General features: G+C 51.8%; 41 protein-coding genes and 1 pseudogene. 41 read left to right on the forward strand and 1 reads right to left on the reverse strand.

Annotation, left to right across the window (positions count from 1 at the left end; translation table 11 throughout):
* Nucleotides 1-6 precede the first annotated feature (6 nt).
* From rplD to PN477_RS11395, 41 genes and pseudogenes are all read left to right on the forward strand, one after another.
* A complete protein-coding gene (gene rplD, locus PN477_RS11200; RefSeq protein WP_272118137.1) occupies nt 7-639 on the forward strand; it encodes a 50S ribosomal protein L4 in 633 nt (210 codons plus the stop codon).
* On the forward strand, nt 632-934 hold the full coding sequence (locus tag PN477_RS11205; protein WP_272118140.1) for a 50S ribosomal protein L23: 303 nt from the start codon (nt 632-634) through the stop codon (nt 932-934). The genes rplD and PN477_RS11205 overlap by 8 nt, the downstream gene beginning before the upstream one ends.
* A gap of 57 nt (nt 935-991) precedes the next feature.
* Entirely contained in the window at nt 992-1,822 is an 831-nt protein-coding gene (gene rplB / locus PN477_RS11210; protein WP_272118142.1) for a 50S ribosomal protein L2, read from the forward strand.
* A 40-nt stretch (nt 1,823-1,862) separates the two neighbouring features.
* Nucleotides 1,863-2,141, forward strand: coding sequence for a 30S ribosomal protein S19 (gene rpsS, locus PN477_RS11215; RefSeq protein WP_072621627.1), 279 nt, complete (start codon nt 1,863-1,865; stop codon nt 2,139-2,141).
* 12 nt (nt 2,142-2,153) lie between these two features.
* Nucleotides 2,154-2,516, forward strand: coding sequence for a 50S ribosomal protein L22 (gene rplV, locus PN477_RS11220; RefSeq protein ID WP_072621628.1), 363 nt, complete (start codon nt 2,154-2,156; stop codon nt 2,514-2,516).
* 13 nt (nt 2,517-2,529) lie between these two features.
* The gene (gene rpsC, locus PN477_RS11225) at nt 2,530-3,252 is read left to right on the forward strand and encodes a 30S ribosomal protein S3 (RefSeq protein ID WP_072621629.1); all 723 of its coding nucleotides are present in this window, start codon (nt 2,530-2,532) and stop codon (nt 3,250-3,252) included.
* Between the two features lie 53 nt (nt 3,253-3,305).
* Nucleotides 3,306-3,725 carry a 50S ribosomal protein L16 gene (rplP, locus tag PN477_RS11230; protein ID WP_072621630.1) on the forward strand — a complete coding sequence of 140 codons (420 nt, stop codon included), beginning with the start codon at nt 3,306-3,308 and terminating at the stop codon, nt 3,723-3,725.
* A 2-nt stretch (nt 3,726-3,727) separates the two neighbouring features.
* A complete protein-coding gene (gene rpmC, locus PN477_RS11235; protein ID WP_072621631.1) occupies nt 3,728-3,958 on the forward strand; it encodes a 50S ribosomal protein L29 in 231 nt (76 codons plus the stop codon).
* Nucleotides 3,959-3,964: 6 nt separating this feature from the next.
* Nucleotides 3,965-4,213 (forward strand): 30S ribosomal protein S17, encoded by a 249-nt coding sequence (rpsQ, locus tag PN477_RS11240; protein ID WP_072621632.1) that lies wholly within the window; start codon nt 3,965-3,967, stop codon nt 4,211-4,213.
* A gap of 26 nt (nt 4,214-4,239) precedes the next feature.
* Nucleotides 4,240-4,608 (forward strand): 50S ribosomal protein L14, encoded by a 369-nt coding sequence (rplN, locus tag PN477_RS11245; RefSeq protein WP_272118152.1) that lies wholly within the window; start codon nt 4,240-4,242, stop codon nt 4,606-4,608.
* On the forward strand, nt 4,609-4,962 hold the full coding sequence (gene rplX, locus PN477_RS11250; RefSeq protein WP_272118154.1) for a 50S ribosomal protein L24: 354 nt from the start codon (nt 4,609-4,611) through the stop codon (nt 4,960-4,962). It begins immediately after the preceding gene.
* A 52-nt stretch (nt 4,963-5,014) separates the two neighbouring features.
* The gene (gene rplE, locus PN477_RS11255) at nt 5,015-5,560 is read left to right on the forward strand and encodes a 50S ribosomal protein L5 (protein WP_072621635.1); all 546 of its coding nucleotides are present in this window, start codon (nt 5,015-5,017) and stop codon (nt 5,558-5,560) included.
* 32 nt (nt 5,561-5,592) lie between these two features.
* The gene (gene rpsH, locus PN477_RS11260) at nt 5,593-5,994 is read left to right on the forward strand and encodes a 30S ribosomal protein S8 (RefSeq protein ID WP_072621636.1); all 402 of its coding nucleotides are present in this window, start codon (nt 5,593-5,595) and stop codon (nt 5,992-5,994) included.
* Nucleotides 5,995-6,029: 35 nt separating this feature from the next.
* The gene (rplF, locus tag PN477_RS11265) at nt 6,030-6,572 is read left to right on the forward strand and encodes a 50S ribosomal protein L6 (RefSeq protein ID WP_072621637.1); all 543 of its coding nucleotides are present in this window, start codon (nt 6,030-6,032) and stop codon (nt 6,570-6,572) included.
* 3 nt (nt 6,573-6,575) lie between these two features.
* On the forward strand, nt 6,576-6,938 hold the full coding sequence (rplR, locus tag PN477_RS11270; RefSeq protein WP_272118159.1) for a 50S ribosomal protein L18: 363 nt from the start codon (nt 6,576-6,578) through the stop codon (nt 6,936-6,938).
* 29 nt (nt 6,939-6,967) lie between these two features.
* On the forward strand, nt 6,968-7,492 hold the full coding sequence (gene rpsE, locus PN477_RS11275) for a 30S ribosomal protein S5 (protein WP_072621639.1): 525 nt from the start codon (nt 6,968-6,970) through the stop codon (nt 7,490-7,492).
* A 44-nt stretch (nt 7,493-7,536) separates the two neighbouring features.
* A complete protein-coding gene (rplO, locus tag PN477_RS11280; RefSeq protein ID WP_272118162.1) occupies nt 7,537-7,986 on the forward strand; it encodes a 50S ribosomal protein L15 in 450 nt (149 codons plus the stop codon).
* Nucleotides 7,987-8,098: 112 nt separating this feature from the next.
* Nucleotides 8,099-9,433, forward strand: coding sequence for a preprotein translocase subunit SecY (secY, locus tag PN477_RS11285; protein ID WP_072621641.1), 1,335 nt, complete (start codon nt 8,099-8,101; stop codon nt 9,431-9,433).
* Between the two features lie 64 nt (nt 9,434-9,497).
* Nucleotides 9,498-10,052, forward strand: coding sequence for an adenylate kinase (locus PN477_RS11290; protein ID WP_272118166.1), 555 nt, complete (start codon nt 9,498-9,500; stop codon nt 10,050-10,052).
* A 141-nt stretch (nt 10,053-10,193) separates the two neighbouring features.
* Entirely contained in the window at nt 10,194-10,418 is a 225-nt protein-coding gene (gene infA / locus PN477_RS11295; protein ID WP_006276978.1) for a translation initiation factor IF-1, read from the forward strand.
* An 83-nt stretch (nt 10,419-10,501) separates the two neighbouring features.
* The gene (gene rpmJ, locus PN477_RS11300; RefSeq protein WP_015178722.1) at nt 10,502-10,615 is read left to right on the forward strand and encodes a 50S ribosomal protein L36; all 114 of its coding nucleotides are present in this window, start codon (nt 10,502-10,504) and stop codon (nt 10,613-10,615) included.
* A 70-nt stretch (nt 10,616-10,685) separates the two neighbouring features.
* Nucleotides 10,686-11,063: a 30S ribosomal protein S13 gene (gene rpsM, locus PN477_RS11305; protein WP_272118169.1), complete on the forward strand. Its 378-nt coding sequence runs from the start codon at nt 10,686-10,688 to the stop codon at nt 11,061-11,063.
* A gap of 75 nt (nt 11,064-11,138) precedes the next feature.
* A complete protein-coding gene (gene rpsK / locus PN477_RS11310) occupies nt 11,139-11,531 on the forward strand; it encodes a 30S ribosomal protein S11 (RefSeq protein WP_072621644.1) in 393 nt (130 codons plus the stop codon).
* A gap of 58 nt (nt 11,532-11,589) precedes the next feature.
* The gene (locus PN477_RS11315; protein WP_072621645.1) at nt 11,590-12,531 is read left to right on the forward strand and encodes a DNA-directed RNA polymerase subunit alpha; all 942 of its coding nucleotides are present in this window, start codon (nt 11,590-11,592) and stop codon (nt 12,529-12,531) included.
* Between the two features lie 52 nt (nt 12,532-12,583).
* Complete coding sequence (gene rplQ, locus PN477_RS11320; protein ID WP_272118175.1) at nt 12,584-12,943, forward strand: 50S ribosomal protein L17; 360 nt, start codon at nt 12,584-12,586, stop codon at nt 12,941-12,943.
* Nucleotides 12,944-12,967: 24 nt separating this feature from the next.
* Nucleotides 12,968-13,780 (forward strand): tRNA pseudouridine(38-40) synthase TruA, encoded by an 813-nt coding sequence (gene truA / locus PN477_RS11325; protein ID WP_417158796.1) that lies wholly within the window; start codon nt 12,968-12,970, stop codon nt 13,778-13,780.
* 21 nt (nt 13,781-13,801) lie between these two features.
* Entirely contained in the window at nt 13,802-14,245 is a 444-nt protein-coding gene (rplM, locus tag PN477_RS11330; RefSeq protein ID WP_272118180.1) for a 50S ribosomal protein L13, read from the forward strand.
* 13 nt (nt 14,246-14,258) lie between these two features.
* Nucleotides 14,259-14,666 (forward strand): 30S ribosomal protein S9, encoded by a 408-nt coding sequence (rpsI, locus tag PN477_RS11335; protein ID WP_072621649.1) that lies wholly within the window; start codon nt 14,259-14,261, stop codon nt 14,664-14,666.
* 45 nt (nt 14,667-14,711) lie between these two features.
* A complete protein-coding gene (rpmE, locus tag PN477_RS11340) occupies nt 14,712-14,960 on the forward strand; it encodes a 50S ribosomal protein L31 (RefSeq protein ID WP_272118184.1) in 249 nt (82 codons plus the stop codon).
* A 223-nt stretch (nt 14,961-15,183) separates the two neighbouring features.
* On the forward strand, nt 15,184-16,278 hold the full coding sequence (prfA, locus tag PN477_RS11345; protein WP_272118187.1) for a peptide chain release factor 1: 1,095 nt from the start codon (nt 15,184-15,186) through the stop codon (nt 16,276-16,278).
* Nucleotides 16,279-16,608: 330 nt separating this feature from the next.
* On the forward strand, nt 16,609-16,956 hold the full coding sequence (locus PN477_RS11350) for a hypothetical protein (protein ID WP_272118189.1): 348 nt from the start codon (nt 16,609-16,611) through the stop codon (nt 16,954-16,956).
* A 46-nt stretch (nt 16,957-17,002) separates the two neighbouring features.
* A complete protein-coding gene (locus tag PN477_RS11355; protein WP_272118192.1) occupies nt 17,003-17,305 on the forward strand; it encodes a hypothetical protein in 303 nt (100 codons plus the stop codon).
* A complete protein-coding gene (locus tag PN477_RS11360; protein ID WP_272118193.1) occupies nt 17,302-17,754 on the forward strand; it encodes a type II toxin-antitoxin system VapC family toxin in 453 nt (150 codons plus the stop codon). Before PN477_RS11355 ends, PN477_RS11360 begins: the two co-directional genes overlap by 4 nt.
* Before the next feature lie 217 nt (nt 17,755-17,971).
* Nucleotides 17,972-18,196, forward strand: coding sequence for a type II toxin-antitoxin system MazE family antitoxin (gene mazE, locus PN477_RS11365; RefSeq protein ID WP_272118196.1), 225 nt, complete (start codon nt 17,972-17,974; stop codon nt 18,194-18,196).
* Nucleotides 18,189-18,563, forward strand: a complete 375-nt coding sequence (locus PN477_RS11370; RefSeq protein ID WP_272118198.1) for a type II toxin-antitoxin system PemK/MazF family toxin — start codon at nt 18,189-18,191, stop codon at nt 18,561-18,563. Before mazE ends, PN477_RS11370 begins: the two co-directional genes overlap by 8 nt.
* 31 nt (nt 18,564-18,594) lie before the next feature.
* Complete coding sequence (locus PN477_RS11375; protein ID WP_272118200.1) at nt 18,595-18,747, forward strand: hypothetical protein; 153 nt, start codon at nt 18,595-18,597, stop codon at nt 18,745-18,747.
* Between the two features lie 35 nt (nt 18,748-18,782).
* Nucleotides 18,783-19,013, forward strand: coding sequence for a hypothetical protein (locus PN477_RS11380; protein ID WP_272118202.1), 231 nt, complete (start codon nt 18,783-18,785; stop codon nt 19,011-19,013).
* On the forward strand, nt 19,010-19,276 hold the full coding sequence (locus PN477_RS20755) for a PIN domain-containing protein (RefSeq protein WP_334310543.1): 267 nt from the start codon (nt 19,010-19,012) through the stop codon (nt 19,274-19,276). Before PN477_RS11380 ends, PN477_RS20755 begins: the two co-directional genes overlap by 4 nt.
* A complete protein-coding gene (locus tag PN477_RS11385; RefSeq protein ID WP_272118205.1) occupies nt 19,209-19,448 on the forward strand; it encodes an antitoxin in 240 nt (79 codons plus the stop codon). Before PN477_RS20755 ends, PN477_RS11385 begins: the two co-directional genes overlap by 68 nt.
* 9 nt (nt 19,449-19,457) lie before the next feature.
* Nucleotides 19,458-19,862, forward strand: a complete 405-nt coding sequence (locus tag PN477_RS11390; protein ID WP_272118207.1) for a type II toxin-antitoxin system VapC family toxin — start codon at nt 19,458-19,460, stop codon at nt 19,860-19,862.
* 127 nt (nt 19,863-19,989) lie between these two features.
* Nucleotides 19,990-20,100: pseudogene (locus PN477_RS11395) on the forward strand (peptide chain release factor 1); the annotation flags it as partial.
* A 98-nt stretch (nt 20,101-20,198) separates the two neighbouring features.
* Here PN477_RS11395 and PN477_RS11400 read toward each other — a convergent pair.
* Nucleotides 20,199-21,008: a hypothetical protein gene (locus tag PN477_RS11400; protein WP_272118228.1), complete on the reverse strand. Its 810-nt coding sequence runs from the start codon at nt 21,006-21,008 to the stop codon at nt 20,199-20,201.
* Nucleotides 21,009-21,125: the final 117 nt, after the last annotated feature.

Below are 21,125 nucleotides of genomic sequence, written 5' to 3' on the forward strand. Positions count from 1 at the left end.
TAGACAATGGTTAATTGTGTTGTAAAAAATTGGCAGGGTGAAGCGGTCGGCGAAACGACCCTAGACCTCCCCGTGGCCAAAGAAGAAAATGCGGCGCATATCGTTCACCGGGCTCTCGTGCGCCAACTGGCTAATGCTCGGCAGGGAACCGCCTCCACGAAAACCCGTGCGGAAGTGCGCGGGGGTGGACGCAAGCCCTGGCGGCAAAAGGGAACGGGTCGGGCCCGCGCTGGGTCGATTCGTTCGCCGTTATGGCGTGGGGGTGGGGTCATTTTTGGGCCGAAGCCTCGCGACTATAGCCAAAAAATGAACCGGAAGGAACGCCGTTTGGCGTTGCGCACGGCGTTTCAGAGCCGGATTGAGGATTTGGTGGTGGTGCAGGACTTCGCCGCAGAGTTGACCAGCCCGAAAACGAAGGATCTGGTGACGGCGTTGGCGCGTTGGGATGTGACCCTTGAAAAGCGGGTGTTACTGATTACCCACGAACCCAATGAAACGCTGTATCTGTCGGGGCGCAATATTGCGAATCTGACGATGATTTTGGCCACGAACCTCAATATTCACGATCTGTTGACGGCGAGCAAAATTGTGGCGACCGATGCGGCGATCGCCAAAATTCAGGAGGTTTATTGTGACTAATTACAACCCCCGCCACTTGGCGGATCTGATTCTGAAGCCGGTGGTGACGGAAAAAGCCACGATCATGCTTGAGCAAAACAAGTATGTGTTTGATGTGCTGCCGAAAGCGACCAAGCCAGAAATTCGGGCTGCGATCGAGTCTCTTTTTGATGTCACGGTCACGAAGGTGAATACTCATCTGCCCCCCCGTCGCAAAAAGCGGGTTGGTAAATTTATTGGGTATAAAGCGCAGTACAAACGCGCGATCGTCACCCTGGCAGAAGGGGATGAAATTGTCCTCTTCTCCGATGTCTAAGACCAAAACCAGCGGCATCCTGTCGCACAGTAAGCCTTGCAGAGCACGTAACTGAACATGGGTATTCGTTCTTTCAGACCAATGACTCCGGGGACAAGGGAAGCCAGCGTATCTGACTTCGCTGATATCACCAAGTCCAAGCCGGAAAAATCTCTTACCAAATACAAGCACCGGAAAAAAGGCCGCAATAATCGCGGTGTGATTACGAGTCGGCGGCGGGGGGGCGGTCATAAACGCCTGTACCGTCAGATCGATTTCCGTCGGGATAAGCGCAATATGCCGGCAACGGTGGAGGCGATCGAATACGATCCCAACCGCAATGCGCGCATTGCCCTCGTGGTCTATGAAGATGGCGAAAAACGCTATATTCTCTGCCCCGATGGTTTAAAAGTGGGCGCGAGCATTATTGCGGGGCCGGATTCTCCTTTTGAAACGGGGAATGCGTTGCCGCTCTCGAATATGCCCCTAGGGAGTGAGATTCACAATATCGAACTCTTACCGGGTCGCGGTGGACAAATGGTGCGCTCCGCTGGAGCCGCCGCACAATTGGTGGCGAAGGAAGGGGATTATGTCACCATTAAACTCCCCTCAAAAGAGGTTCGCATGGTACGCCGCGAGTGCTATGCCACGCTGGGTCGAGTGGGCAATGCTGAGGCCCGGAACTTGAGCCTAGGGAAAGCGGGGCGGATGCGCCATCTCGGTCGTCGTCCCCAAGTGCGCGGGAGTGCAATGAACCCGGTGGATCACCCCCATGGTGGGGGTGAAGGGCGCGCGCCGATTGGTCGGAGTGGCCCGGTCACGCCTTGGGGTAAGCCTGCCTTGGGACGGAAGACGCGCAAGAAGAATAAGCCGAGCGATCGCTTCATCATCCGCCGTCGGAATGCCTAGTCCTCAACCACATTGTTAACCACTCAAACCACAAGTACCTATGGGTCGTTCCTTAAAAAAAGGGCCATTCGTGGCCGATAGCCTGCTTTCCAAAATTGAAAAGCTCAACGCTAAAAACGAAAAACAGGTGATCAAAACCTGGTCGCGTGCGTCCACGGTGTTGCCCCAAATGGTGGGTCACACGATCGCTGTCCATAACGGTCGTCAGCATGTGCCCGTCTATGTCAATGAACAGATGGTGGGTCACAAACTGGGCGAATTCGCGCCGACGCGGACGTTCCGGGGTCATGCCAAAAGTGACAAAAAAGCGAGACGCTAACGGGAGAAAATCATGGCAGTAGATACCAGAGAAGAAGTGAAAGCGATCGCCCGCTATATCCGGATGTCCCCCAACAAAGTCCGGCGTGTCCTCGACCAAATTCGAGGTCGCTCCTATCGTGAGGCGTTAATCATCCTTGAATTCATGCCCTACCGCGCCTGCGGCCCGATCTTGAAAGTGTTACGGTCTGCCGTTGCCAATGCCGAGCATAACAACGGTCTCGACCCCAGCACCTTGATGGTCAGCAGTGCCTACGCCGACCAAGGCCCCAAACTCAGACGCTTCCGGGCCCGCGCCCAAGGTCGAGCCTATCAAATCCAACGGCCAACGTGTCACATTACCGTTGCCGTTGCCCCCGCCCTAGACGACGAATAAGAGGAACACAACCGTGGGACAAAAAGTACATCCAACTGGCTTTCGCCTTGGCGTGATCAAAGAACACCGGTCTCGGTGGTTCGCCGATCGCAAGCGTTACCCAGAACTACTCCAAGAAGACCACAAAATTCGTGAACATGTCCAAGCGAATCTCAGCAATGCGGGGATTTCTGACGTGCGCATCGAACGCAAAGCCGATCAAATCGACCTCGAAATCCATACCGCCCGTCCGGGTGTTGTCGTGGGTCGTGGCGGCAGCGGCATTGAAGCCCTCCGCACAGGCCTTCAGCAACTCCTCGGTGGCACGCGCCAAATTCGCGTCAATGTGATCGAAGTGGCCCGCGTCGATGCGGATTCGGTCTTAATTGCCGAATATATCGCCCAACAACTCGAACGTCGGGTTTCCTTCCGCCGGGTTGTCCGCCAAGCGATTCAACGGGCCCAACGGGCTGAGGTGCAAGGCATCAAAATCCAAGTGGGGGGTCGCCTCAACGGGGCAGAAATTGCGCGGACTGAATGGACGCGGGAAGGCCGTGTTCCTCTCCATACCCTCCGGGCTGATATTGACTACGCCTACCGTACGGCTAAAACCATTTACGGCATTCTGGGGATTAAGGTTTGGGTCTTCAAAGGCGAAATCATCCCAGGTCAAGAAGAATTGGCGGCAGCCACACCGAGCCAACAACCCGCTCGCCGTCAACGCCGTAACCGTCAGTTTGAAGACCGCTCGGAATAAGCGGTGATGCACCGGGCCGGAATGTTACGAGTCATTTTTAACACAAGCACATTATGTTAAGTCCCAGAAGAACAAAATTCCGCAAACAACAACGCGGTCGGATGAAAGGGCTGGCGAAGGGCGGCACGACGCTGAATTTTGGCGATTTTGCCCTCCAAGCGATTGAACCGTCCTGGATTACCTCTCGCCAAATTGAGGCTGCTCGACGCGCCATGACTCGTTATGTGCGCCGGGGTGGCAAAATTTGGATTCGCATTTTCCCGGATAAGCCGGTGACGATGCGTCCGGCGGAAACCCGGATGGGTTCCGGGAAAGGGTCGCCTGAGTTTTGGGTGGCTGTGGTGAAGCCGGGTCGCATCATGTTTGAGATGAATGGTGTGTCTGAGGAAGTGGCACGAGAAGCGATGCGTCTGGCCTCTCAGAAGCTCCCGATTAAGACGAAATTCATCACCCGTAAGGAGGTTGAAAGTTAACGATGGCATTACCTAAGGTTGCAGATGCGCGCAAGCTCAGTGATGAGGAATTATCAACGGAGATTGTGAGCGCGAAACGGAAACTATTTGAGTTGCGGCTTCAACAGGCGACTCGTCGTCTTGAAACCCCCCATGAGTTCAAACATACGCGCCATTGGATCGCTCAGTTGCTCACCGTTGAACGGGAGCGGCAGTTAACTCAATCTACCCCAACTACTACAGCAGAGGAGTAAGCAACGATGGCGGTTAAAGAACGTGTGGGTTTGGTGGTCAGCAACAAGATGGATAAAACGGTTGTTGTTGCGATTGAAAACCGTGCCCCTCATCCCAAATACGGCAAGATTGTCGTTAAGACGAAAAAGTATAAGGCCCACGACGAAGACAACAAGTGTAATGAGGGCGATCGCGTCCGGATTCGTGAGAGCCGCCCCCTCAGTCGTACCAAGCGTTGGACGGTCACTGAAGTTCTCGAAATCACGAATCGGTAAGCATTCCCTAACCCTGTTCAAGAGCAATGATTCAACAACAAACCTATCTCAATGTTGCCGATAACAGCGGCGCTCGTAAGCTGATGTGTCTGCGAGTGTTGGGTAAAGGCAATAGCCGTTATGGCGGCATTGGCGATCGCATTATCGCCGTTGTCAAAGAAGCAATCCCGAACCAAGGGGTTAAAAAGTCCGATGTTGTCACGGCTGTCATTGTGCGAACCAAGCAATCCCTGCGTCGGGATAGCGGCATGAGCATTCGCTTTGATGACAATGCAGCGGTGATCATCAATAGCGATGGGAATCCGAAAGGAACCCGCGTCTTTGGCCCGGTTGCCCGCGAATTGCGCGATCGCAACTACACCAAAATTGTCTCATTGGCACCGGAGGTCATCTAAATGGCAAAAGCAAAACGCAACGCACCCAAAACAGCCCAGAAAATGCACGTCAAAGCAGGAGACACCGTCCAAGTGATCTCCGGCCGTGACAAAGGCAAAGTCGGGGAAATCATCCGGTCAATCCCCACCGACAGCAAAGTGGTGGTCAAAGGGGTCAACATTCGCACCAAACACGTCAAGCCCCAACAGGAAGGCGAATCCGGTCGCATTGAAACCTTTGAAGCCCCCATCCACAGCTCCAACGTCATGCTCTATTCCAATAAAGAGCAAGTGGCAAGCCGCATCAGCTACACCGTCAACGCTGACGGTCGTAAAGTGCGGATGCTGAAAAAAACCGGTGAAATCATCGATTAGTCCACCTATTTGGCCACCTGACCAAGCCCAGGTTGCCCCATGAATACCCATCATGTCCCAACGACTCAAGCAACTCTACCAAGACACCATTGTCCCCAAGCTCACCGAGCAATTTGGGTACACCAACGTTCACCAAGTGCCCAAGGTGCATAAAATCACCCTCAATCGGGGTCTTGGTGAAGCCTCTCAAAATGCGAAAGCACTTGAATCGTCATTAAGTGAACTCGCGATCATTAGTGGTCAACGTCCCGTCGTGACCCGTGCGAAAAAAGCGATCGCCGGCTTCAAAATCCGTGAAGGAATGCCCGTCGGCGTAATGGTAACCCTCCGCTCCGATCGCATGTACGCTTTTTTGGATCGTCTAATTAGCCTGGCGCTGCCTCGCATCCGTGACTTTCGTGGCATCAGCCCCAAAAGCTTCGACGGGCGGGGAAACTACAGCCTCGGCGTTCGTGAGCAACTTATCTTTCCAGAGATCGACTACGACAGCATCGATCAAATCCGAGGGATGGATATCTCCATCGTGACCACCGCCAACACAGACGAAGAAGGTCGCGCGTTGCTCAAAGAAATGGGCATGCCCTTCCGTAATCAATAGAACCCCGTTACGAAGGAGGAACACACACGCTTATGGCGGCCAACGACACTATTTCCGACATGCTCACTCGCATCCGTAACGCCGGAGCCGTGAGACATAGCACCACCAACGTCCCCTCGACTCGGATGACACGCGACATCGCCCGTGTCCTCAAAGACGAAGGCTTCATTGCCGACTATGAAGAAGCAGGCGAAGGCGTGAAAAAACAACTCACCCTTTCCCTCAAATACGCGGGCCGTACCCGCAAACCGATCATCAACACCCTGAAACGGATTAGTAAACCCGGTCTCCGCGTTTACAAAAACCGCAAAGAATTGCCCCGTGTCCTTGGCGGCATCGGGATTGCCATCATCTCCACCTCCAGCGGCATCATGACCGATCGTGAAGCCCGGCAGCGCGGTATTGGTGGTGAAGTCCTCTGCTACATTTGGTAGCCCCCCGCTTATCCCCAACCTCGGAGTAAACACTTATGTCTCGGATTGGCAAACGTCCAATAACCGTTCCTGATAAAGTTACTGTCACCATCGACGGCAACCATGTGGCCGTCAAAGGCCCCAAAGGTCAGCTTGAACGCCAGATTCCCGGCATGGTTGACATCCATCAAGATGGCAACACCATCACCGTGGTGCGTCACAACGAAAGCCGCAAATGCCGCGAGCGTCATGGCCTGTCCCGCACCCTGATCGCCAACATGATCGAAGGTGTGTCCAACGGCTATGAAAAGCAACTGATCATCCAAGGGGTAGGGTATCGTGCCCAAATGCAAGGCACTACCTTAGTCCTCAGTGTCGGCTACAGTCACCCCGTTGAAATTCAACCCCCCGAAGGTGTGCAGTTTGCCGTCGCCGAAAAAAACACCCAAGTGGTGGTCAGCGGCATCAACAAAGAAATTGTGGGTAACGTCACCGCTCAAATTCGGGCTGTACGCCCCCCCGAAGTCTACAAAGGCAAAGGGATTCGCTACAAAGGCGAAGTGGTTCGACGCAAAGCTGGTAAGGCAGGGAAGAAATAGACCATGAAAACAACTCGTAAAGCTCAACTGCACCGTCGCCACCGGCGACTGCGGAAAAAAGTCAGCGGGACAGCAACCCGCCCCCGCTTGGCCGTTTTCCGTTCTAATAATCATATCTATGCCCAATTAATCGACGATGTGCAGCAACATACCCTTGCCGCTGCGTCTAGTCTTGATCAAGAACTCAAGACAGATCTGCCATCGGGGGCAAACTGTGATGCATCCACATCGGTGGGCACATTGATCGCAGAACGTGCCAAAGCCAAAGGCATTCAGCACGTTGTTTTTGACCGGGGGGGAAATCTCTACCATGGTCGTGTGAAGGCCTTGGCAGAGGCTGCCCGTGAAGCGGGTCTCGACTTCTAAATCGGTGATCTTAAACAAAGTAAGTAACGATGGCAAAAACAAAAGGTAAAAAAGGGAACCGCACCAAGAAAGAAGAACTCTTTCAAGAGCGGGTTATTCAAATTCGCCGGGTCAGCAAGGTTGTCAAAGGCGGTAAAAAGCTCAGTTTCCGGGCAATTGTGGTCGTCGGTGATGAAAATGGCAAAGTCGGTGTCGGTGTTGGTAAAGCAGCCGATGTGATCGGCGCTGTCCGCAAAGGCGTTGCGGATGGCAAGAAGCAGTTAGTCGATGTGCCGTTGAATAAGGCGAACTCGATCACCCATCCAGCTCGCGGCGTTGCCGGCGGTGCAAAGGTGATGATGCGCCCAGCAGCTCCCGGTACTGGGGTAATTGCTGGGGGTGCTGTGCGTACCGTCCTAGAACTCGCTGGGGTCAAAAACATTCTGGCGAAACAGCTCGGATCGAGTAGCCCCCTCAATAATGCGCGGGCGGCTGTGGATGCGCTCGAAACGCTGCGGACGTTCCGGGATGTGGCCCAAGAGCGCAATGTTCCCATTGAAAAGCTTTATATCTAATTGTCCGAATCAAGGTTGAAGGGTCAAGACTCTGAACAAAAATCATGAACATTAATGATGCTACGCCCAAGGCTGGGTCAAATAAACGCCGCCGTCGTGTGGGACGCGGGATTGCAGCGGGCCAAGGGGCCAGTTGTGGTTTCGGGATGCGGGGTCAAAAGTCTCGCTCTGGTACCGGCACGAAGCCGGGGTTTGAAGGGGGTCAAATGCCCCTGTATCGGCGTGTTCCGAAGTTAAAACACTTTACGGTGATTAATCCGAAGCTGTTCACGATTGTGAATGTGCGACGGTTGGCTGAGTTGCCGGCCAATGCTGAAGTGACCTTAGCGTCCTTGATGGATTGTGGCATCGTGACGGCCAATGATGGCCCGTTGAAACTGTTAGGCGATGGTGAGTTGTCTGTGGCGTTAACAGTTAAGGCGGCGGCTTTTACCGCTGGTGCTCGGCAGAAAATTGAGGCGGCGGGCGGTAGTTGTGAAGTTGTCGCTGGGTAAGTCATACTAGATCAGCGTTCTGCCGTCGGAATGCTTATGTCGTGGGAATGATTTGAAGCTCCTGCGATCGCTCTTAACTTCCCCAAACTCTGTATCAATGAGGTAACCCTTCATGGTTGTCAGCCGCGATAAAACACCAACGGCTCAAGAAACCTTTATGCAAATGGCCCAAGCTGCGGGGCTACGAGGTCGTCTTTTAATCACAATTGGCCTCCTCGTGCTCGTCCGTCTTGGCGTTTATTTACCGGTTCCCGGTGTCGATCTAGCTCGCTTCAGTCGCGAAGTCCAAGACACGCCGTTAATTGGTTTTTTAGATGTATTTTCCGGTGGAGGACTCTCCTTGCTGGGTATTTTTGCTCTCGGCATCTTACCGTTCATTAATGCCTCCATCATCATGCAATTGCTCACGGCGGCGCTCCCGTCGTTAGAAAATTTGCAGAAAAATGAAGGGGAAGCCGGCCGACGCAAAATCTCTCAGATTACCCGCTACGTTGCCCTCGGCTGGGCTGCGCTGCAAAGTGTGATGCTCACAACCTGGGTACAAAGCTACGCCTACGAACCGGGCCCGGTCTTTTTCGTTGAAACGGTGATTGCCTTCACCGCCGGCTCCATGTTCGTCATGTGGATTTCTGAGCTAATCACAGAACGGGGCATTGGCAATGGTGCATCCCTGTTGATTTTCGTCAACATTGTGGCGGTGCTGCCGACCATTTTGGGACAAACCGTAGGGGTCGCTCAACAAGGCGGACGCGATGAAATTGCCAAAGTCGTGATTCTGCTGCTGGCTTTTTTGTTGATGATTGTGGGGATTGTCTTTGTCCAGGAAGGGACACGCCGAATTCCGATTATCTCCGCTCGTCGCCAAGTGGGTCGCCGTCTTTACCGTGAACGGACAAACTACCTGCCCCTCCGCCTCAATCAAGGGGGGGTGATGCCGATTATTTTCGCCTCAGCGGTGTTATTTTTACCGGCATCTTTGGCACAGTTTACCCAGGGTAAAGAGGGATTTTTGGGGGATTTAAACCAGATTTTAGCCCCGGTGTCCAATGCCATTCGGATGGATGGCCCCACACCTTGGATTTACGTGCTGGTCTTTTTCACCCTAATTTTGTTCTTTAGCTACTTCTATTCATCGTTGATTGTGAATCCGGTGGATATGTCACAAAACCTCAAGAAAATGGGATCTAGCATTCCGGGGATTCGTCCCGGACGTGCCACCAGTGAGTATCTAGAGCGGGTGATTAATCGCCTGACGTTCTTAGGTGCAGCATTCTTGAGTGTGGTGGCTACGGTGCCGACTGCTGTTGAAAGTGCCATGGGGATTCAAACACTGCGGGGGTTGGGATCGACATCCTTGTTAATTTTAGTCGGGGTTGCCATTGATACGGCGAAGCAGATCCAAACCTATGTGATCTCGCAGCGCTATGAAGGCATGGTTAAAAAGTAACGCTGCCCTCTGGACTGCCGTTGGTGTTGAATCGTTGTTTGGGAAGAGATAATTCGCGATCGCTATGAGTAAACGTTTGATTTTTTTAGGGCCGCCAGGGGCCGGCAAAGGCACCCAAGCTGAACGCTTGGCTGCTACGGCGAACATCCCTCACATTTCTACTGGGGAAATAATTCGAGGGGCGATCGCCCAACAAACCCCCCTAGGTCAAAAGGCAAAAGCCTACGTTGATGCCGGAGACCTTGTGCCCGACAGTCTGATTCTCGACCTGATTCGGGAGCGGCTGAGCCAATCCGATACTCAATCCGGTTGGATTCTCGATGGGTTTCCCCGCAATGTCAGTCAGGCTCAATTCCTCGACCAATTGCTCACCGAACTTCATCAAGATGGGGTCTGTGTGATTAGTCTCACCGTCCCTGAAGATGTGCTTGTCAATCGGTTGATGAATCGTCAACGGAAGGATGACAACGAAGCCACCATTCGCCATCGCTTGGTCGTGTATCGCCAAGAAACCGCACCTGTGATTGAGTTTTATCAGGATCGAAATTTACATATTGTCGATGGCGATCGCACCCCCGACGAGGTGGGTTCAACCTTGCAAATGCTTGTTGCAGACTAGTCTAGAACATCATTTGTTACGATAGCGGGGATTATTACTCGACCGGGAACCAGGCTAACTTCAGCCTATGACCTCAATCACCCTCCCCCGATATCCCCAGAATCACCACCTTTATTGTCAGCGAAGAGAGGAGTTTACAGTTTGTCCAAACAAGATCTCATTGAAATGGAAGGCACGGTAACGGAATCGTTACCCAACGCCATGTTTCGAGTTGACCTTGACAATGGGTTTAATGTCTTAGCCCATATTTCCGGGAAAATTCGTCGCAATTACATTAAAATTCTGCCCGGCGATCGCGTCAAAGTAGAACTCACCCCCTACGACCTCACCAAAGGTCGCATCACCTACCGGCTCCGTAAAAAATAGTCCCCGTGACAAGCACAAAATTGTCTTGCTCACAAGCACTCTATTTGATACAATTAAGAGCTTGCAGTGTCACCTAAGCACCCATGAAAGTTAGAGCATCCGTAAAGAAAATTTGTGAAAAATGCCGCGTCATTCGCCGACGAGGCAGAGTCATGGTGATCTGCACTAACCCCAAGCACAAGCAGCGTCAAGGTTAGAGAGATCTTCACCGCATTTTAAACCTTATTCCAATTGACCACCAAGATAGCACACTAGGGAGAAACAAGCGTGGCACGAATTGCTGGTATCGACCTACCCAGAGATAAACGTATTGAAATTGGTTTGACCTACATTTATGGAATCGGCCTGTCCCGCTCCCATGAAATCCTTGAGGCAACAGGTGTCAATCCTGATACCCGCGTCAAAGACCTAGCTGACGAAGACATTACCAAACTGCGCACCTGCATCGATAACTATCAAATCGAAGGGGATTTGCGCCGTTGGGAGTCCATGAACATCAAGCGACTCGCCGACATCGGTACCTACCGAGGCCGCCGGCATCGCCAAGGACTTCCCGTCCGGGGCCAGCGGACACGCACCAACGCACGTACACGCCGAGGTCGTCGTCTCACCGTTGCCGGCAAGAAAAAAGCTGCTAAGAAATAGGGTTCATCTTGCCCATCTACAGCAAGCCTCTTGACGTAAATTTTTTGATTCAATCATTACCTTTCGACAGAAACCATGGCACGACCAACCAAAAAGGGCGGGACAAAAAAAACAAAGCGCAACGTCCCCAATGGTGTAGCCCACATCACCTCCACCTTCAACAATACGATTGTGACCATCTCCGACACCAAGGGCGACGTCATTTCCTGGGCCTCCTCCGGTTCTAGCGGGTTTAAGGGCGCGAAAAAAGGTACCCCCTTTGCGGCCCAAACCGCTGCTGATAGTGCGGCTCGCCGCGCCATTGAGCAAGGCATGCGTCAACTCGAAGTGATGGTCAGTGGCCCCGGCGCGGGTCGAGAAACCGCAATTCGGGCACTCCAAGCCTCAGGGCTGGAAATCACATTAATCCGGGATGTTACTCCTATTCCCCATAACGGTTGTCGCCCTCCCAAACGTCGCCGCGTCTAGGCCAAGAATTGATCAAGCGGGTACCGGAGATAGAGCTAAGGAAGGGAGTTTGTAAGGCGTGATACAGTTTCAAATTGAGTGCGTTGAGTCCAAGACGCACAAAAATCAAAGTCAATACAGTAAGTTTGTTCTTGAACCCTTAGAACGGGGACAAGGCATTACTGTAGGGAATGCACTTCGTCGTGTGTTGCTTGCAAATCTCGAAGGCGCTGCGGCCACTGCGGTACGCATTGCCGGGGTCAGTCATGAATTTGCTACTATTTCAGGGGTTCGAGAAGATGTTCTCGAAATCCTGCTCAATATGAAGGAAGTGGTGTTCCAAAGCTTTGCAACCGGGCCACAGATTGGCCGTCTGGTCGCGACGGGGCCAGACACGGTGACGGCGGGTCAGTTTGATCTACCGTCTGAGGTGCAAGTGGTGGACAAGAACCAGTATGTTGCCACTTTGGCCGAAGGCGCACGGCTCGAAATGGAGTTCCGGATTGAACGGGGGAAGGGATACCAATCGGTAGATCGTTCCCGTGACGAAGCCACTGCCCTTGATTTCATGCAAATTGATGCGGTGTTTATGCCCGTCAGCAAAGTCAACTACGTTGTAGAAGATGCGTTGGTGGATGGTTCGATGTCCAAAGATCGCCTGATTTTAGACATTTGGACGAATGGCAGCATTAAACCCGAAGAAGCTTTGTCCCAAGCCGCCGGCATTGTGGTGGAATTATTCAATCCGCTCAAAGATCTCACCTTAGAAGCCATTCAAGAAGATCAACAGGAGGACGAAGACCCCACGAGTCAAATTCCCATCGAGGAATTGCAATTGTCGGTGCGGGCTTATAACTGCCTGAAGCGCGCCCAAATCAATACGGTGGCTGATCTCTTGGACTACTCCCAAGAAGACCTTTTAGAGATCAAAAACTTTGGTCAAAAGTCGGCAGAAGAAGTAATCGAAGCGTTACAGCAGCGATTGGGAATCACACTCCCGCAGGAAAAATCCAAACCCTAGGTTGGGGAATGGAGCCAGTTTGATTGTTTTGTAGTTTACATGAGGAGGTATTATGCGGCATCGGTGTCGTGTTCCTGAACTAGGGCGACCGGCGGATCAACGCAAGGCAATGCTCCGGGCATTGACGACTCAGTTGATTCGCAATGGTCAAATCAAAACGACGAAGGCACGGGCGAAGGCGGTGCGTTCGACGGCGGATAAGATGATTACCCTGGCGAAGGATGGGTCGCTAGCGGCTCGTCGTCAGGCTTTGGGGTATATCTATGATAAAAAACTGGTGCATAATTTGTTTGCCAGTGCGAACGATCGCTATGGCGATCGCAACGGGGGCTATACCCGGATTGTTCGCACCGTGCGTCGTCGCGGTGACAACGCGGAAATGGCCATTATTGAGTTGGTGGGCGAAGCCTAGAAACCGGTGACCTCTGAAGGACCCGTGCAAGCCGCCACCGAACGAGTTGCCCTCGTCATTCAGTATCTCGGAACTCACTTCCATGGCTGGCAACGTCAACCCAACCAACGCACGGTTCAAGCGGATATTGAAGACGCGATCGCCACTGTGCTGGGCTACCCGGTTGCCATCCATGGTGCAGGTCGAACCGATGCCGGTGTTCATGCGGCGGCGCAGGTTGCCCATTTCCAAGTGAATAGCCCGATCCCAGCCCATCGCTGGGCCAAGGTGCTCAATAGTCGTTTGCCAGATGATGTGACGATCCGGGCTTCGGCTTCCGTCCCATCTCGCTGGCATGCCCGTTTTTCGGCTTTGTGGCGACGCTATCGCTACAGCTTTTATACTGATCAGCATCCCAATCTTTTTGTGCGTCCCTACTGTTGGCATTACTACCAATTGCCCCTCGATGCAGACCGGATGGATCAAGTTCTCCATCCGTTGCTGGGTCGCCATCACCTAGCGGCATTCCATCGATCCGGCTCTGATCGTCAGCATTCTTGGGTGGATATCCAAGCTGCCCATTGTTATCGGCGCGGAAAATTCCTCCATGTGGAGATTCAGGCGAATGGTTTTCTGTATGGGATGGTACGCTTATTAGTTGGGCTCCTGCTTGAAGTGGGGAACGGAACGCGATCGCCCGAAAATTTTACAGATATTTGGGTCAACCAACGGCGTGACTTAGTCAAGTATGCGGCTCCCGCCCAAGGTCTGTGTCTCTTACGGGTCGGCTATCCTGAAATGCCCTTTCCGCAAGAGGTATGGTTTGACACCCAACCCCTATTTATGTTCAACCCTTAAACTGGATTTGCATCCCTCATTATGGAAAAAACTGTTTTACCTACCCTGGCTACTGTTGAAAAAAAATGGTACGTCGTTGACGCAGCCGATCAACGCTTAGGTCGTCTCGCGACCGAGATTGCCAATGTTCTGCGCGGTAAAAATAAAACCTACTTCACCCCCCACATGGATACCGGGGACTATGTGATTGTTGTCAACGCTGAAAAAGTAGCCGTCACGGGCAATAAAGGCTCTCAGAAGCTTTACCGTCGCCACTCCGGTCGTCCGGGGGGGATGAAGACCGAAACCTTCGATCACCTCCAAGCTCGGATTCCGGAACGAATCATTGAGCAGGCGGTGAAAGGCATGCTGCCCAAGAATGCCTTGGGGCGGAAGTTGTTCACCAACTTAAAAGTCTATGCTGGGCCGAATCACCAGCATCACGCCCAACAACCCGAAACCCTCACCATCAAAACCCACGCTTAGGAACTATTCGATTATGCAAGATAACAGCGATCGCGCCGTCTATTGGGGCACTGGCCGCCGGAAAAGCTCCGTTGCCCGCGTCCGTCTCGTTCCCGGCACTGGCCAAATTAAAGTCAACGACCGCCCTGGCGATAACTACTTCAACTACAACCCCAGTTACCTCGCCAGCGTCAAAGCCCCCCTCGAAACCCTGGGCTTAGAAGCAGAATACGACATCTTAGTCCGGGCCCACGGCGGCGGCCTCACCGGTCAATCCGATGCCGTTAAACTCGGTGTCGCCCGTGCCCTGTGTAAACTCGACCCCGACAATCGCCAACCCCTCAAATCCGAAGGGTACTTAACCCGTGATCCCAGAGCGAAAGAGCGGAAGAAATACGGTTTGAAGAAAGCGCGTAAAGCTCCCCAGTTCTCGAAACGGTAATCGCCCCTTCCTCCCCTTGGTACAGTTAGATAGGAACAGTCAATCATGCCTAAACCTGAGATTCATCCAGAGTGGTATCCCGACGCTAAGGTCATTTGCAACGGTGAAGTTGTGATGACCGTCGGCTCCACCCAGCCCGAAATTAACGTGGAAATTTGGTCGGGAAATCACCCCTTCTACACCGGAACGCAAAAAATCATCGATACCGAAGGTCGTGTCGATCGGTTTATGCGGAAATATGGGATGCTCGACACCACGACCACCGAAGCTGGGACCGATACCGAAACGAAATAGCCCCGCACGATCAACAACGAACCCAGCAGAAATTCTGCTGGGTTCGTTGTATCTCAGAGTTTAGATTGTTCCCATCGTTGCACGTTATACCAATTTCCTAAATGGAAACTACAGAGAAAGTGATGCAGGCAAGGGGCTTAAGCCCCTTGTTCCGTAGCCTGAATTTTGAGAATTGGTATGAGATTCAACAGTTCAAAAGTTAGAGTTGTCCGGAGATAGCACCATGGCAGAAGCCTATTTACTTGATAAATTAAAATCGGTTGAGCAGACCTTTCAAGAGCTTTCCCTACGTTTGGCTGACCCCGATGTGGTGACAAATCCGGATGAACTGCAACGGGTGGCGAAGGCGCGGGCATCGCTAGAAGAGACCGTAATCGCCTATGAAGCGTGGCAAAAAGCCACCCAAGAATTGAAAGGAGCGCGGGAGATTTTAAAAGAGTCTCAGGGGGATCTGGAAATGCAGGAAATGGCGCAGCTTGAGGTGCGGGAACTGGAAGAGCAGATCGCCACCTTAGAAAATCAACTCAAAGTGTTACTCCTGCCCAGTGACCCGAATGATGAGAAAAACATCATGCTGGAAATTCGGGCGGGGACTGGGGGCGATGAAGCCAGTATTTGGGCGGGGGATTTGTTGCGGATGTATTCGCGCTATGCCGATACCCAGGGCTGGAAAGTGGCGCTGGTGAGTGAATCGATCGCGGAAATGGGGGGATTTAAAGAAGCGGTTTTGGAAATTCAAGGGGTGCGGGTCTATAGCCAGTTGAAGTTTGAGGCGGGGGTGCATCGGGTGCAGCGCGTGCCGGTGACGGAAGCGGGGGGGCGAGTGCATACCTCGACGGCAACGGTGGCGGTGATGCCGGAGGTGGATGAGGTGGAGGTGGCGATTGATCCGAAGGATTTGGATATTTCGACAGCTCGATCGGGCGGGGCTGGGGGCCAAAATGTGAATAAGGTGGAGACGGCGGTGGACTTAATCCATAAGCCGACGGGGATTCGGGTGTTTTGTACGGAGGAGCGATCGCAACTCCAGAACCGCGAACGGGCGCTGCAAATTTTGCGGGCAAAACTGTACGAAATGAAGTTACGCGAACAGCAGGAGGCGGTGACTTCTTTGCGGCGATCGCAGGTGGGGACGGGGGCGCGATCGGAAAAAATCCGCACCTACAACTACAAAGACAATCGCATCACCGATCACCGTCTCGGCCACAATTTCAGCCTCGCCAATGCCCTCGATGGTGACATTGATTTAATCATCCAAGCCTGCATTTCCCAAGATCAACAGGAACGCCTGGAACAGTTGGCCAGTGCAACGGAGTGAGGGAGGATTCACGACCCCAGTTATACGCCAGGAATTGTCTTCAGACGTTGCGGCCATCCATGCCGTAACGGTCCCTGCGTTCCTCAATGCACCGCACACAGCGCACACGGAACAGTTCATTTTGTCCCATCGTCACCCTGTGGGGTGGTGACGTTCCACGCGGCATTCAGTGCGCGGGCCTAACTTCAGGTTGTGGCCTGGCCCTGTACGGGGGGCGATCGAGTTGGGCAGTTGAGGCACTTCCAGAACAGGACTTACGCTAAAATACGACTGACCCGAACCGTTATGCTGCTCAATCATTTTGCGTTTTACTGGAGGGCTTGACAAATCATGAGTGATTCTAATCAAACATTTGACCTCACTACAAAAGAAGGGCGTGAAAATGCGCTTGCCGTTGTCCTGATGGTAAGTCCTGTGTCAGCAGCAGTTTGGCTTGGAAAAACCTTATTTGACGGTATTGCCACTCTTACATCAGCTGCTAACGAAAAAGAGATGGAAGAACAAAGAAAAGTGGCGATCGACATCATTAAAGCAGGAAAAGAAAATGGTGCTGATGAAATAGAGATTACAATGTCTCAAAAAGCTGGTATTGGTCTAGGCTCAGATTTTGACGGTGTTCCAATTGAGTTTATTGCGGTTGCTTCGGGTACAATGAAGCTAAAGGTAAAATATAAGTAGGCGATCGCTTGCGTTAGATTGATATAACTACAGAAGCTTTGCAGATATGGTAGACCATTCTAGCTCACCTCCAACCTCTCTTGAATTGCTGCTTCATGAAATCGAAGCAACGCCTAGAGAATATTGGGCAGATTTGCTGGATGCTTTACGCCAGTTCCGACAGAAAATTCCATCAACTGCTCCACCTGTTATTGATGCAGAGCAAGCCCGAAAAAATCAAGCAGCGATCGATCTTCTAGATTCATGGCTGGGTGAGACTGAGGATGCATCGGAACATCAGCAAGCTTGGGACTTTTTAAAAACGGCTCTAGATGAAGATCGATTGTCCGATCGCCCTTTATTCCCATGAGTCGTCTGATTTTGCTGGATTCTGGACCACTGGGAATGGTCACGAATCCAAAAGCCGCAGGCATTCCCCTTGATTGTCAGCTATGGCTAAAATCCCTCTTACGACGTGGAGAAAGGGTGGCCATTCCCGAAATTTCAGATTATGAAGTTCGCCGTGAACTCCTCCGAGCAGGATTGCTGAGAAGTTTGCGGCGGCTGGACGACTTGAAACAAACGCTCGACTACATTCCCATTCAAACCGATACCATGCTTCTGGCAGCTGAATTGTGGGCAGAAGCGAGGAAAACCGGACAACCTACCGCAGATGCTAAAGCGTTAGATGGGGATGTAATTCTGTCTGCTCAAGCCCGTCTTCTCGGAAGTGAGGTGGCAGAAGTGATTGTTGCAACAACGAATGTTGCTCATCTTGCTCGGTTTATTACAGCGTCGGATTGGCAATCTATTGGATAAACTTGTTGGTGAGCGATCGCAGCATAACAATCCGCCTGCACCCGACCGTTTCGAGTCTTCTCGTTGAGTTTGAGAGGTTACTAGCGGCGGGTGAGGCGGAACGTTAGGCATTCAATCTACTTACCAGTTGTTTAAAGGCAGAATCATTGACAACTGATGTAGGATTGCTTAGTATGACAGCGCAATCCTACTAGACTGTCGTGGGCAGCTTACAGGCATGAGTAAGAAAGTCAGTATAACCTTGGATGACGAAGTTCTAGAGTTTGTAGATCGGCTAGCAAGCAATCGTAGCAGCTTTATCAATGATGTCCTCCGGCGAGAGAAGAGAAGGATTTTCATGAAAGAGCTAGAAGATGCTTATAAAGATCAAGCTAATGACCCGGAGTTCCAGGAAGAAATCTCTGTTTGGGATGTTGCAGTGGGCGATGGTTTAAATGCCTAACGGAAACTTAACCTACCAGCGAGGAGAGATATGGTGGGTTGAGCTGAAACCTGTGATTGGTCATGAAACCAATAAAGAACGCCCTTGTCTAATTTTGCAAAATGATATCGGCAACCAAAATGGGGCAACAACAATCGTTGCTCCCTTGCTGCCTGGAACAAAGACTTATCCGTTCGTGGTGAATATTACACCAACTACGCAGAATGGACTCGATAGAGATCGGCACATCAACTTAAGTCAAATGAGGGCTGTAGATGCTCAGAGAATTAAGCATAAACAGGGTATTTTGGAAGAAGTTTATTGGGAAGAAATTGAGAAAGCAGTATGTATTGAGCTTGGTTTCAGTTTAGCGTTCAAATCCTCGTAGCTTGCCTAACAATGTGATTTTTTTGGAGACAATGCCTACTTTTCAACAACATTGGCAGGATCAGGGAAGTCTACCCACTTTCCAGGAGCGCGATCGCGCTATGCTCAAGCGGGAACTACAGGAGGCGGTGATGTCGTTGCGGCGATCGCAGGTGGGCACGGGGGCGCGATCGGAATTGTTTTGAATATAATCTAGACTATCTGGACTAGAGAGCTGTCTATGTTACTGCAAAACCTCAAGGAAGCAGCGGTCAAGTTATCACCGAGCGATCGACTTGCGTTGGTCAGTGCCATCATTGATTCGTTGCAGAATACCCCAAGTCCAAAGCCTGATCGTTCTGGTGCAATTCGACGGATGCGCGGCTTACTCAAAACAGACCAGCCTGCACCCACTAACCCAGAAGTAGCTGCGATGCTAGAAGAGCGTCGGGTGGAAAAATACCTTCAGTGAGAGTTTTAATCGATACCAATATTCTCCTAGATTTTCTATTGCAAAGAGAGCCATTTTGCCACGATGCAGAACGACTGTTCCAGGCGATCGATTCGGGTCAGATCGTTGGATATGCCACAGCTACAACACTCACAGATATTTTTTACATAGATTTTCACCGATTTCCTCACAGTTCAAACAACAAAGAGGTCACTTATGCAAAACTCTCGTCATGTTTCCTTACTAACAAATGGACAAGATCAAGTCCTAACTATTCCCCATGAACTTGCCCTATCAGGTACAGAAGTTTTGTTACGCAAAGAAGGTCATCGCTTAATCATTGAACTCATTCCTGCTCATTCTCTCCTTTCTTTGCTAACGACGTTGCCAGACATTACGGATGATTTTCCTAATCTAGATGAGGGGTTACTTCCCCTTGATGACATCACACTTTAGTACCACCCAATGCCCTATCAATACCTCCTTGATACAAATATCCTGTCAGATTTGATCAGACATCCTCAAGGTCGGATTTTCCACCATATTGTCGATGTCGGGGAAGATAGCATTTGTACTAGCATCATTGTGGCGTGTGAACTACGATTTGGAGTAGTTAAGAGTGGTTCCTCCCGTCTGGTACAGCAACTAGAACGCATCCTTGAAGTTTTGATAGTTTTGCCGTTGGAATCACCTGTAGATGAGCAATATGCCTCAATTCGTACAAATTTGGAGCAAGCAGGAACCCCAATTGGTCCAAATGATTTACTGATTGCTGCTCATGCCCTAGCTCTTGATCTGACTCTTATTACAGCAAATATCCGTGAATTTGAGCGTGTGCCTGCCTTGAAATTAGATAATTGGTTGCTTTGAAAATACAAGATTTGGCATAAGATGTCTTTGGTTCAAGCGAAGAGAACAGTCGGAAGCGGCGCAGGCTAACTTCACCGTTAAATCCTATCAAGGTGGGGATGTGCTGTTTTGGTAGCAATGACTAAGTTGCTTGGGCGGGCGATCGCAACTGCAAAACCGCGAACGGGCGCTGCAAATTTTGCGGGCAAAACGGTACGAAATGAAGTTACGCGAGCAGCAGGAACGCCTCGAACAACTGGCCAGCACCTCTGGCGATGACATCAACTAAATGCGAGTTTTGGTTCAGGCCATTGGATTGTTAACGGATGGCTCGTTAACTGACGGGTTGAACGTCGATCAGTTGACCTGAGCGCCAGACCAGAGGGGTTGCTGGGTTTGACCGTAGACGGTGGGTTGATCCCCGGCGGCTAGTTTGGTTTCGGCTTCGGTCACACTCCAGAGCAGCCACGGGTCATCCCCTAGCACCCCAGCCCGGAATAAGACGGCATGGGGATTGAGATGACTCCACCCCAACAACACCGCGTTGGAATAGTCAATGCCACGGGGGGATAGGGTGGTGGTGCGTTGGCTGTCGCGTTCCCAAATGACAGCGTAGTCCGAAGCAATGGAGGTACTGAGGAGGCCTTCAAATTGACGGGCGAGGAGGCGATCGCCCGACTCTGACCACGACACCGGGATGAGGAGCGAGGCCACCCCCGATGGCCCTGTGCCGGTCGCATCATGGCCATCGGGGTCAATGGCGAGGGGGGACGAGGCGGTGATGGTTTGTAATTCTCCCGTTTTGACCGTTTCGAGAAACATGACGCTGCTGATCGTGCTCCGGAAGAAGCGATCGTCGATGCTCATTTGAATGCGGCTGTAGGTGATATACGCACCATCCGGGGAGACAATGGCGGGGCTGCGATAGTAGCGGATGTCCGCATGGGACAGTTGGCGCAGTTCCGCATGGGTGTTGAGAATCCAAGTCCAGGGGATCGGGTAGGGACTATTGAGGGGATCACTATTGGCATCGGGGGTGAATACCGTGCCCGGTTCCCCCCGTGTCAGGGAGGATGGAGTTGAGTCTACCGTCGTGGCTGAGGTGGGGATGGAGAGGAAAAGCGTGGGCTGAGGATAGCACCAGGCGGGGGGTAAGACGGCTTTCACTGTCAAGATAGGGGTACAGGAGAATTAAGACATGGGGTGATCATAGGTCTGCGTGGATTCAAAAGTCAAAGGAGAGACGGTGTAGGATGGAATCTGGACTCTTTCGGCTCAAACTTT

The sequence above is a fragment of the Spirulina subsalsa CS-330 genome, from assembly GCF_028330765.1.
GTDB lineage: Bacteria > Cyanobacteriota > Cyanobacteriia > Cyanobacteriales > Spirulinaceae > Spirulina > Spirulina subsalsa_A.

Excerpts from the sequence above, each read along its gene's own strand:
- rplD (WP_272118137.1), top strand. The coding sequence starts at position 7 with ATGGTTAATTGTGTTGTAAAAAATTGGCAGGGTGAAGCGGTCGGCGAA.
- rplB (WP_272118142.1), top strand. The coding sequence starts at position 992 with ATGGGTATTCGTTCTTTCAGACCAATGACTCCGGGGACAAGGGAAGCC.
- rpsS (WP_072621627.1), top strand. The coding sequence starts at position 1,863 with ATGGGTCGTTCCTTAAAAAAAGGGCCATTCGTGGCCGATAGCCTGCTT.
- rplV (WP_072621628.1), top strand. The coding sequence starts at position 2,154 with ATGGCAGTAGATACCAGAGAAGAAGTGAAAGCGATCGCCCGCTATATC.
- rplP (WP_072621630.1), top strand. The coding sequence starts at position 3,306 with ATGTTAAGTCCCAGAAGAACAAAATTCCGCAAACAACAACGCGGTCGG.
- rpmC (WP_072621631.1), top strand. The coding sequence starts at position 3,728 with ATGGCATTACCTAAGGTTGCAGATGCGCGCAAGCTCAGTGATGAGGAA.
- rpsQ (WP_072621632.1), top strand. The coding sequence starts at position 3,965 with ATGGCGGTTAAAGAACGTGTGGGTTTGGTGGTCAGCAACAAGATGGAT.
- rplN (WP_272118152.1), top strand. The coding sequence starts at position 4,240 with ATGATTCAACAACAAACCTATCTCAATGTTGCCGATAACAGCGGCGCT.
- rplX (WP_272118154.1), top strand. The coding sequence starts at position 4,609 with ATGGCAAAAGCAAAACGCAACGCACCCAAAACAGCCCAGAAAATGCAC.
- rplE (WP_072621635.1), top strand. The coding sequence starts at position 5,015 with ATGTCCCAACGACTCAAGCAACTCTACCAAGACACCATTGTCCCCAAG.
- rpsH (WP_072621636.1), top strand. The coding sequence starts at position 5,593 with ATGGCGGCCAACGACACTATTTCCGACATGCTCACTCGCATCCGTAAC.
- rplF (WP_072621637.1), top strand. The coding sequence starts at position 6,030 with ATGTCTCGGATTGGCAAACGTCCAATAACCGTTCCTGATAAAGTTACT.
- rplR (WP_272118159.1), top strand. The coding sequence starts at position 6,576 with ATGAAAACAACTCGTAAAGCTCAACTGCACCGTCGCCACCGGCGACTG.
- rpsE (WP_072621639.1), top strand. The coding sequence starts at position 6,968 with ATGGCAAAAACAAAAGGTAAAAAAGGGAACCGCACCAAGAAAGAAGAA.
- rplO (WP_272118162.1), top strand. The coding sequence starts at position 7,537 with ATGAACATTAATGATGCTACGCCCAAGGCTGGGTCAAATAAACGCCGC.
- secY (WP_072621641.1), top strand. The coding sequence starts at position 8,099 with ATGGTTGTCAGCCGCGATAAAACACCAACGGCTCAAGAAACCTTTATG.
- PN477_RS11290 (WP_272118166.1), top strand. The coding sequence starts at position 9,498 with ATGAGTAAACGTTTGATTTTTTTAGGGCCGCCAGGGGCCGGCAAAGGC.
- rpmJ (WP_015178722.1), top strand. The coding sequence starts at position 10,502 with ATGAAAGTTAGAGCATCCGTAAAGAAAATTTGTGAAAAATGCCGCGTC.
- rpsK (WP_072621644.1), top strand. The coding sequence starts at position 11,139 with ATGGCACGACCAACCAAAAAGGGCGGGACAAAAAAAACAAAGCGCAAC.
- rplQ (WP_272118175.1), top strand. The coding sequence starts at position 12,584 with ATGCGGCATCGGTGTCGTGTTCCTGAACTAGGGCGACCGGCGGATCAA.
- rplM (WP_272118180.1), top strand. The coding sequence starts at position 13,802 with ATGGAAAAAACTGTTTTACCTACCCTGGCTACTGTTGAAAAAAAATGG.
- rpsI (WP_072621649.1), top strand. The coding sequence starts at position 14,259 with ATGCAAGATAACAGCGATCGCGCCGTCTATTGGGGCACTGGCCGCCGG.
- rpmE (WP_272118184.1), top strand. The coding sequence starts at position 14,712 with ATGCCTAAACCTGAGATTCATCCAGAGTGGTATCCCGACGCTAAGGTC.
- prfA (WP_272118187.1), top strand. The coding sequence starts at position 15,184 with ATGGCAGAAGCCTATTTACTTGATAAATTAAAATCGGTTGAGCAGACC.
- PN477_RS11350 (WP_272118189.1), top strand. The coding sequence starts at position 16,609 with ATGAGTGATTCTAATCAAACATTTGACCTCACTACAAAAGAAGGGCGT.
- PN477_RS11355 (WP_272118192.1), top strand. The coding sequence starts at position 17,003 with ATGGTAGACCATTCTAGCTCACCTCCAACCTCTCTTGAATTGCTGCTT.
- PN477_RS11360 (WP_272118193.1), top strand. The coding sequence starts at position 17,302 with ATGAGTCGTCTGATTTTGCTGGATTCTGGACCACTGGGAATGGTCACG.
- mazE (WP_272118196.1), top strand. The coding sequence starts at position 17,972 with ATGAGTAAGAAAGTCAGTATAACCTTGGATGACGAAGTTCTAGAGTTT.
- PN477_RS11370 (WP_272118198.1), top strand. The coding sequence starts at position 18,189 with ATGCCTAACGGAAACTTAACCTACCAGCGAGGAGAGATATGGTGGGTT.
- PN477_RS11375 (WP_272118200.1), top strand. The coding sequence starts at position 18,595 with ATGCCTACTTTTCAACAACATTGGCAGGATCAGGGAAGTCTACCCACT.
- PN477_RS11380 (WP_272118202.1), top strand. The coding sequence starts at position 18,783 with ATGTTACTGCAAAACCTCAAGGAAGCAGCGGTCAAGTTATCACCGAGC.
- PN477_RS11385 (WP_272118205.1), top strand. The coding sequence starts at position 19,209 with ATGCAAAACTCTCGTCATGTTTCCTTACTAACAAATGGACAAGATCAA.
- PN477_RS11390 (WP_272118207.1), top strand. The coding sequence starts at position 19,458 with ATGCCCTATCAATACCTCCTTGATACAAATATCCTGTCAGATTTGATC.